Origin of the sequence: Actinophytocola sp., from assembly GCF_009379765.1 — a bacterium.
Lineage (GTDB): Bacteria > Actinomycetota > Actinomycetes > Mycobacteriales > Pseudonocardiaceae > Actinophytocola.
This window is the reverse complement of sequence record NZ_WHTD01000102.1, coordinates 20,122-28,630: the sequence shown is the minus strand read 5'-3', so window position 1 is coordinate 28,630 and position 8,509 is coordinate 20,122. Positions and strand designations below refer to the sequence as shown.

Genomic DNA, 8,509 nt, shown 5'->3' with positions numbered 1-8,509 from the left:
CGACCCAGGACCCCGAACACCACGAACCCGGCGCGACAGCCCGGGGACAGGCACATGCCCCCACCCGGAAAACACCCACCAGAAGATCAACATCGCTGATCAATGATCAACTCGCCACGCTACTCGCGGATTCGGGTCTGATGTGGAACGGCGTTTGATGCACGCGTGATCGCCACCACCACACTGACAAGGACGTGGGGGCCGCCGAACCCGGACCACCTACGACAGCGCTGAACACCCGCGAACCGCTCGACCAGCACCTCAATCAGCCTCGTCACCGTCTTGGCCGTCAGGCTGGTCTGGCGCGCCAGCTGCTGCGGGGTGGCGTCGCCGGCGGCGCCGACCGCGCCGACCATGTTGCTGACGCCGTGGGCGAGCTCGCTCATCCCGGCGATGGCGTCGACCAGCTTCTTCGGCGAGCGCTCGAGGTGACGGCAACGATGGCGGCGCGGGTTGTTCGGGGAACTTGTCGTGGAGCCGGTCGACCATCTCGTCGGAGAGCGGATCGCCTTCGGGCACCGGGTCGGTGAGGACGGCCCGCACGGCGATCTCAACCTGCCCGTCGGCCCATGGTCCCGCACACGCCACGCACACTTGTGTAACGCCACTCCGAGCCCGACGACGGGCACCCACGGCTCGAGCAGCGCGGGCTAGTCTCGACGGCATGGCTGACCTGGAGGAGTTCGTCCGTTCCATGCCCAAGTGCGAACTGCACCTCCACATCGAGGGCACCCTCGAGCCCGAGCTGAAGTTCCGGCTCGCCGCGCGCAACGGCGTCGAGCTGCCGTACCGGACCGTCGAGGAGGCCCGGGCCGCCTACGACTTCCACGACCTCACCTCGTTCCTGGTCGGCTACTACCAGGGCATGTCCGTGCTCGTCACCGAGCCGGACTTCTACGAGCTCGCCTACGCCTACTTCGAGAGGGCCGCGGCGGAGGGCGTCAAGCACGCGGAGATCTTCTTCGACCCGCAGGGCCACACCTCCCGCGGTGTCGAGTTCGCGACCGTCATCAAGGGGCTGCGCCGGGCCCAGCTCGACGCGCGGCGGGTGCTCGGGCTGCACTCGCAGCTGATCATGTGCTTCCTCCGTGACTTCCAGGCCGAGTATGCGATGGCGACCCTGCTGGAGTCGTTGCCGTACAAGGACTGGATCACCGGCGTCGGCCTGGACTCCGACGAGCGGGGCAACCCGCCGGAGAAGTTCGCGGCGGTCTTCGCCCGGGCGCGGGCCGAGGGCTACCTCCTCACCATGCACTGCGACGTCGACCAGGAGAACTCCGTCGAGCACATCCGCCAGTGCCTCGAGGACATCGGCGTCGACCGGATCGACCACGGCGTCAACATCCTCGAGAACCCGGCGCTCGTCGAGGAGGTCAGGCGCCGCGGCCTCGGCGTCACGGTCTGCCCGGTGTCCAACCGCTTCGTCACCGACGGCACCAAGTCCGCCGAGCTGAAGCGACTGCTCGACGCGGGTGTCCGGGTCACCGTCAACTCCGACGACCCGGCCTACTTCACCGCGTACGTCACCGAGAACCTGCTCACCGTGCAGCGCGAGCTCGACCTCGACCCGAAGCAGCTGGTCGCCTTGCAGCGCAACGCGATCGAGGCCTCGTGGGCGCCGCCGGCCGTGCGGCAGGCCTTCCTCGACGAGCTGGCCACGCTGGGCTGAGGGCTAGATGTACTGCCCACGGAGCCGCGAAGCGTTCCCAACCTCACGGGTCAGTACAGCTAGACCGCCCAGCAGTTCAGCTGGATCGGGCGGCCCAGCAGGGCGTCGTGGACGCCGTCGTACACGGTGCCGTCCAGGGCCAGCCCGACGTGGGCCACCACGCGGAACGGGCACTGGGACTGGATCAGGACGTTGGTCGCGCCGTCGTCGAGAGCCGCGTTCGCGACCGGGCGGACCAGCTCGTCCAGCGCCGTGTACAGGTTCGTGTAGCGGACCGAGCCGATGGTGTCGTCGCCGGCGTTGAGGGTGTTCACGAAGTCGGAGCCCACGGCCATCTGCTGGCAGGCCACGACGCCCAGGCAGTCGCCGCCGCCGAAGAAGTCGGCGATGTTGGCCACCGCCGTGCCGTGGTGCGGCGCACCGAGGCTGACCAGGCTGTCCACTGTGGAGTCACCGCCGAGGAACTTCACGTACTGCCGGGCGACCAGGCCGCCTTGGGAGTGGCCCACCAGGTCGACCTTCGTCGCGCCGGTCGAGGACAGCACGCCGGAGACGAAGCCGGCCAGGTCGGCGGCGGTGGCCGCGATGTCACCGGTGCCGAGGTCGGTCAGCTCGAAGATGAACACCTGGTTCCCGTCCGCGCGCAGGCGGGCGGCGAGCGGCTCGTAGAAGAACGCGGGGCCGAAGGTGCCGTTGACGATGACCACCGGGTCCGGGCGGTCGGCCGCCGTGGAGCTGGCGGGTAGCACGACGAACGCGGTCAGTGCGCAGATGAGTGCGGCGAGAAGCAAGCGCAGGGGACGCCTCATTGAGTCCTCCATGGGTGCGGGGTTTGCCCGTGGTGGATCTCACGGTAAGGACCGCGGCGAAGTTACTCAACAGTAGAAAGTCGGGAAGTAGAAGACCCGGGATGCGTCGGCCGCCACCGACGCATCCCGGGTCCTCAAGGGTTCAGCCGCGGATCAGGCTCCGCCGCCCCCTGGCTGGACCACGCCGTTCACGGTGAGCGTGTACGGCGCGTACTGCTGGACCATCTCGGTCGGCTCGTCGTAGGTGACCACGGCGACGACCTTCGGGAACAGCGCGAACAGCAGCATCTGCAGCGTGCCGAGCTCCACCGTCGACTTGCCGTTGAACTCGGCCTGCAGGCCGATCTGGTGCTGCTCGTCGTAACCGATGAGCTTCACGTTCCAGTTGTTCACCGGGGTCGGCCGGATCTCGGTCGGCGAGTCGAACGAGTCCAGGCTGGACCCGTCACTGACCTGCGTGCCGCCGACGGTGATGTTGTCGACCAGCAGGCCACCCTCGTTGACGCCGCCATCGCTGACGTACTGGAAGCCGAGCAGGATGTCCTGCCCCGCGTACGCCGACAGGTCGAACGAGTGCGCCTCGAAACCCTCGGTGGTGCCGTTGAGGCCCTGGCCGAGCGGCGCGTCGATCGTCCTGTCGCCGGCGATGACCGTGTAGGTGGCGCCGCCGTCGGTGGACACCACCACGTAGCCGTAGTCAAACCCGAACTCGGCGCCGTACTTCGCGTCGAAGCGCAGCGTCGGGTCCGTGGTCGGCACGGCCACCGGGGTGACCGCCGTCGCGTTGATGTTGTTCCCGTTGCCCGACCACAGGACCGGGTCGCCCGCACTGTCCGGGTCGTCCGACACGACCGTCCACTCCAGCGGGAGCGACGGGAGCGTCGTGGCGCCCTCGAACTTCAACGACCGCAGGTCGAACCCGCGCAGCGGCTGACCGTTCGCCCGTTGGAGCTGGACGTAGTCGGCGCCGTTCGGGGCGGCCCCCGGGTTGTCGTTGGCGTCCGGGTTGGCCAGGTTGACCGTCGAGCGCACGCTCGGCGTCGTCACCCGACTCTTGGGCACGCCCAGCATGACCCCGCGCCTGGACTCCCCGACGATCTTGTCCATGAGGGTCATGGACTGGAAGTCGTGGAGCACGCGGTACATGTCGGTGGCACCCACGCTGTCCAGCTCGGCGTCGAGGCTGGCCAGGCCCTGGCGTTCGCCGTCGTGGTGCAAGCGTGACATGAACTCGGCGCCGTACCGGTCGTACAGGAACAACATCAGTTGGTAGGCGATGCCGTAGTCGGCGAGCACCTCGGCCGGGTCACCCTCGCTCCACAGGTTGAGGGAGTTCTCCGGGCCACCGCAGTCACGCGGGTTCACGTTGAACGGTGTCTGTACCGTGCCGAAGCCCTGGTAACAGAACAGGTGACTGTCCGCGCCGCGGTCGAACACGGTCGCCTTGGCGTCGACGTACCCGGTGAGGGTCTGGGCGAAGTCGGAGAGACCCTCGTTGATCCAGTTCCCCTCGAACGGGTCGGTGTAGTAGTGCAGCAGGTGCTGCCACTCGTGTGAGAACACGCCCTCGTAGAGACGCGGGCGCGCCTGGCGGCTGGTGCACAGGTCGTCGGTCGGCTCGTCCGGCGGGTTCTCCCCGGTCCGGTGCAGCCAGTCGAACGCGTCGACGGTCATCACGTTGCGGTCGAGCAGCTCGTTGAACTGCGCCGAGAAGAAGCCCGCGATGTAGGTCGGCGCCGCCGGGAACGTGTAATAGTTGTCGTCCCGGACGTTGTCGATCAGTGCGACGGTGTTGTCGCCCTCACCGGAGTAGTCGCCACCGTTGCCACCCGCGTCGGGCCCGAGCTGAGCGTTCGAGCCGTCCCGGTCCGGCGGCGTCGAGAACGCCTCCGTCTCCTTCGGGTACATGTTGGTGTCGAACTCGGTGATGAGATCGTTGACCTGTGCGTCGGTGATCTCGGTCGAGGACGGGATCTGCCGGCGGCAGTCACCCTCGGGGAAGGCGATGTCGTTCGCCACCCAGACCTCGATCTTGTCGCCGACTCCGCGAAGGGTGTAGTCCTTGCGGTAGAGGATGCCGTTGAAATCGTCCAGCCCGAGCCACTGGCGGACGGTCCCGCCCGGCGGGGTGGCCGCGGCCGCGCTCGTCCGCTTCTGGGTCTGGGCACTCGGCTGGTAGCTCGCCGGCGTCTGGACCTTCTGGCCGTCGAGTGTGAAGTCCTTGCGGGTCAGCTCTCGGACGTCACTGGCCGGAGAGGCATCCGTCGGCGCTGCGCTGACCGTGGATGCCGGAAGTACCTGCAGCAGGGGAACGAGGAGTACCGCGGCTGCGGCCGAGGCTAATCGGCTACGTCGCATGAAATACCTTTCGCTCAGGATAGCTTCACATCGTGAGGATTGGCCCACGATGTGACGCTGTGTATGAACTTGTCCTGTACCTGACCGTTTCGATTTGAGACGGGAAGATGTTTCACCCGTCGGGGGACTTATTTCTCCTGGCAGCGGACCGTTGGCGAGGGTCGGTCACCCTCCGGAGCGTCCACCGTCATACCTATCGAAATCGTGCCGCTGACCGGCACTGTCACGTTCCAGTCGGCGTTGCTCACAGTTACTGTGTTGCCGTCCTGCTCGACGGTGCCGCCCCACATGTTGTTGATCTCATGCCCATCGGGCATGGGCCAGGTCAGCGACCATCCGGAGAGCGGTTCATCGCCTTCGTTGCGGATCGTCACCTTTGCCTCGTAGCCGGCCTGCCACGAGTTGCCGACCTCGAACCGGGCCGAGCAGGCCGGCTCGTCGGGCGGCGGGGGCGTGTCCGAGGTCGACGTGGTCGCGGCGCCGGGCGTCCCGGTCGACTCCGGGTCGTTGATCAGCAGCCCGAGCACGCCGCCGGCGGCCACCAGCGCTACGGCCGCGACACCCGCGAGGACCGCACGCGGCGACCAGCGGCGGGTGGGCAGCACCAGCGTCGGCGAGGGTGGCTGGAACTCCGGCACCGGCCGGCCGGCCGCGGCCGCGGCGAGCACCTCGTGCGCGGCACGCATGGTGGGCCGCTCGTCGGGCTCGCGGCGCAGCAGCCACAGCAGCGTCCCGGTGAGCGGGCCGGACCGGCGCGGCGGCGTGATCTCCCCGGCCGCGACCCGGTGCAGCAGCGCGATGGGGTTCTCGTCCAGCCCGAACGGCGGTGAGCCCTCGAGCGCGGCGTAGAGCGTGGCGCCGAGGGAGAACACGTCCGACCGGAAGTCCGCGTCCCCGCCGCCCGCCACCTCCGGGGCGAGGTAGGCGGGCGTGCCGGCGATGATCCCGGCGGCGGTCACCGTGCCGTCGCCGGTGGCCCGGGAGATGCCGAAGTCGGTGATCTTCGCCGTGCCGTCCGCGGTGATCAGCACGTTGTCCGGCTTGACGTCGCGGTGCACGACGCCGGCCGCGTGTGCGTCGGCCAGCGCGGCGGCGACCTGCGCGCCGATGCCGGCGACCTCCTGGGGCGGCAGGCCGCCGCGGGCGGCCAGCACCGCGGCGAGGCTGTCCGAGAGCAGGTACTCGAGCACCAGGCACGGCCGGCCGTCATGCTCGACGACGTCGTGGACCGCGATCGCGTTCGGGTGCCGCAGCCGGCCGGCGATGCGGGCCTCCCGCATCGCGCGGGCGGTGACCTCGTCGGCCTCGGCGCTCGACTCGGCATCGCCGGACGAGCCGACCGACGCCGCCTCGAGCAGCAGTTGCTTGACCGCCACCTGCCGGTCGAGCCGCTCGTCCTTGGCCAGCCAGACGATCCCCATCGCGCCGCGGCCGACGAGCGACTCGAGGCGATAGCGTCCGGCGACCAGCTCACCCGGTTCCATCGCGGCTAACGCTAGCGCGGCGCGGAAGGGCCACCGGGGTGGCCGCCAGCCCGAGTCCACCCCGCGCCCCGCGGGGTGGGAAACCGGATGGCGCGGCGGAGAACGGGCTCTACGATCCGTGCTGGCGGCGGGAGATGCCGGCGGGAGGGAGCGAATGAGTGACGACATCGCGGGCCGACGCCGCACCGGCGGAGCGGGTGCGGTCCCTGGAGCTCTTCTTCGACCTGGTGTTCGTCTTCACGATCACCCAGGTGGCGGCCGTGCTGACGGCGTCGCCGACGGGCGCCGGGCTCGCCAGGGCGGTCGCGCTCCTGGGCATCATCTGGTGGATGTACGGCGGCTACGCCTGGCTCACCAACGCGCTCGACCTCGACCGGACCGGGCCGCGGCTGCTGCTGCTCACCGGCATGGCCGCGTACTTCGTCATGTCGCTCGCGGTGCCGCGGTTCTTCGACGACGGGCCGTTCGCGCTGATCCTGGGGATCGCCTACCTCGTCGTGGTCTCCGTGCACATCGCCGCGTTCCTCGGCACGTCCGGCCGCGCCGCGATCGCCCGGCTCGGGCCGCTGAACCTCGTGAGTGCACTTCTCGTCGTGGTCGCCGGGACCGTGCCGGTGGACGCGCGGCTGTGGGTGCTGCTCGGCGCGGTCGTCCTGCAGTATGTGTCGCCGCACCTGGTGGGGATCGGCGGGTTCGTGGTCGGCGCGGGGCACTTCGTCGAGCGGCACGGGCTCGCGCTGATCATCCTGCTCGGCGAGTCGATCATCGCGGTCGGCGTGGCAACCTCGGACAAGGGCGATGTGCCGACCCTCGTGCTCGGCTCGCTGCTGGCGCTCGCGGTGAGCGCGGGCATGTGGTGGCTCTACTTCGACCGTGAGGAAGCCGCCGGCGAGGAGCTCCTGGACGCGATGCCGGCCGCGCGCCGCGGCCGCGCCGCGCTGTTCTCCTTCGGCTACGCCTACCTCGTGATGATCCTCGGCGTGACGGTGGCGGCGGTCGGCATGAAGAAGGCCGTCACCTACTTCACCGAGCCACTGCACGACTTCGAGCTGTGGCTGATGCCGTTGGGCCTCGCCGGCTACCTCGCCGGGCTCGTCCTCTTCCACCGCAGCCTCGCCCCGGCCTGGCAGTGGCGCCGGCTCGGCGCGGCGGTAGCGGTGCTGCTGTGCGTGCCGGCGGGGCTCGTCGCCGGCTGGCTGATGCTCGCGGTCGGCGCGGTGATCCTCGCGGCGACCGCGCTGGGCGCCCGGCGGGAGTAGGCGGTTCGGACGAGCCGGGGTCCCGCCGGCCGTCAACACCGAGATGTCCGGCAAGGTCACTGCGTGGTACGAGTGAACGCATGAGGTTCGTGGTGCAGCGGCACCGGGCCCGCCGGCTGCACTACGACCTGCGGCTGGAGATGAACGGCGTCCTCGTGAGCTGGGCGGTGCCGAAGGGCCCCACGCTCGACCCGGGTGCGCGCGTGCTCGCCGTGCACGTGGAGGACCACGACCTCGACCACTACGACTTCGAGGGCGTGATCCCGGGTGCCCGGTACGGCGCGGGTGACGTGATCGTGTGGGACTGGGGCACCTGGGCGCCCGCCCGCACCGACGACCCGGTCCGGGCCGTGGCCGACGGCGAGCTCCACTTCGACCTGCACGGCGAGAAGCTCGGCGGCCGGTTCGTGCTGATCCGCCGGGACACCGACCAGCGGGGGCGTGGGCAGTGGCTCCTGATCCACAAGAACGACGCCCACGCCGAGCGCGGGTGGAACCCCGAGAACTACCCGCGATCGGTGAAGTCGGGCCTCACGAACGACGAGCTCAGCCGACCGTGATCTCGACCTTGTTCGGGTAGAACGCCACATGGTCGGCGATCGGCGCGACCGCCTCGTAGGGCTCGCGGTAGGTCCAGCTGACATCGGTGAGCTCACCGTCGGCGGTCTTGAGGGTGTAGTAGGAGGCGTCGCCCTTGAACGGGCAGTACGTGCTGGTGTCGGTCTCGGCCAGCAGCGACCGGTCGACATCGGCGAGCGGGACGTACTGCACGGCCGGGTAGTTGGACTCCTGCAGCACCAGCGCGGCGGTGGTGTCGGCGACGACCTGCCCGCCGACCCGGACGGTGACCCGCGCCGGGTTCTTCTCGACGGTGATCGGGTGGTCGGGGCCGGGGATCTTCTTCTCACGGGACATGCCGGGTACAAGGTG

The 8,509-nt window shown here is 69.5% G+C and carries 8 protein-coding genes; 3 read left to right on the top strand and 5 right to left on the bottom strand.

Annotated elements, in window-relative coordinates; translation table 11 throughout:
- Positions 1-119 precede the first annotated feature (119 nt).
- Entirely contained in the window at positions 120-386 is a 267-nt protein-coding gene (locus tag GEV28_RS27230; protein ID WP_291415093.1) for a hypothetical protein, read from the bottom strand.
- Between the two features lie 278 nt (positions 387-664).
- Here GEV28_RS27230 and add point away from each other — a divergent pair, with 278 nt between their 5' ends.
- Complete coding sequence (gene add, locus GEV28_RS27225; protein ID WP_291415092.1) at positions 665-1,669, top strand: adenosine deaminase; 1,005 nt, start codon at positions 665-667, stop codon at positions 1,667-1,669.
- Between the two features lie 59 nt (positions 1,670-1,728).
- Here the strand turns inward: add and GEV28_RS27220 are convergent, their stop codons facing one another.
- The 3 genes from GEV28_RS27220 to GEV28_RS27210 form a co-directional block, all read right to left on the bottom strand.
- Positions 1,729-2,478 (bottom strand): alpha/beta fold hydrolase, encoded by a 750-nt coding sequence (locus GEV28_RS27220; protein ID WP_291415090.1) that lies wholly within the window; start codon positions 2,476-2,478, stop codon positions 1,729-1,731.
- 153 nt (positions 2,479-2,631) lie between these two features.
- Positions 2,632-4,836, bottom strand: a complete 2,205-nt coding sequence (locus tag GEV28_RS27215; RefSeq protein WP_291415088.1) for a choice-of-anchor J domain-containing protein — start codon at positions 4,834-4,836, stop codon at positions 2,632-2,634.
- A 128-nt stretch (positions 4,837-4,964) separates the two neighbouring features.
- On the bottom strand, positions 4,965-6,320 hold the full coding sequence (locus GEV28_RS27210) for a serine/threonine-protein kinase (protein WP_291415086.1): 1,356 nt from the start codon (positions 6,318-6,320) through the stop codon (positions 4,965-4,967).
- A 158-nt stretch (positions 6,321-6,478) separates the two neighbouring features.
- On the opposite strand from GEV28_RS27210, the gene GEV28_RS27205 reads away from it, so the two are divergent.
- Entirely contained in the window at positions 6,479-7,579 is a 1,101-nt protein-coding gene (locus GEV28_RS27205; RefSeq protein WP_291415085.1) for a low temperature requirement protein A, read from the top strand.
- Positions 7,486-8,139 carry a DNA polymerase ligase N-terminal domain-containing protein gene (locus GEV28_RS27200; protein WP_291415082.1) on the top strand — a complete coding sequence of 218 codons (654 nt, stop codon included), beginning with the start codon at positions 7,486-7,488 and terminating at the stop codon, positions 8,137-8,139. The genes GEV28_RS27205 and GEV28_RS27200 overlap by 94 nt, the downstream gene beginning before the upstream one ends.
- Here GEV28_RS27200 and GEV28_RS27195 read toward each other — a convergent pair.
- On the bottom strand, positions 8,126-8,494 hold the full coding sequence (locus tag GEV28_RS27195; RefSeq protein WP_291415080.1) for a DUF427 domain-containing protein: 369 nt from the start codon (positions 8,492-8,494) through the stop codon (positions 8,126-8,128). The two genes, GEV28_RS27200 and GEV28_RS27195, sit on opposite strands and share 14 nt — an antisense overlap.
- Positions 8,495-8,509: the final 15 nt, after the last annotated feature.

Coding starts and splice junctions, on each gene's coding strand:
- GEV28_RS27230 (WP_291415093.1), bottom strand. CDS start 386: ATGAGCGAGCTCGCCCACGGCGTCAGCAACATGGTCGGCGCGGTCGGC.
- add (WP_291415092.1), top strand. CDS start 665: ATGGCTGACCTGGAGGAGTTCGTCCGTTCCATGCCCAAGTGCGAACTG.
- GEV28_RS27220 (WP_291415090.1), bottom strand. CDS start 2,478: ATGAGGCGTCCCCTGCGCTTGCTTCTCGCCGCACTCATCTGCGCACTG.
- GEV28_RS27215 (WP_291415088.1), bottom strand. CDS start 4,836: ATGCGACGTAGCCGATTAGCCTCGGCCGCAGCCGCGGTACTCCTCGTT.
- GEV28_RS27210 (WP_291415086.1), bottom strand. CDS start 6,320: ATGGAACCGGGTGAGCTGGTCGCCGGACGCTATCGCCTCGAGTCGCTC.
- GEV28_RS27195 (WP_291415080.1), bottom strand. CDS start 8,494: ATGTCCCGTGAGAAGAAGATCCCCGGCCCCGACCACCCGATCACCGTC.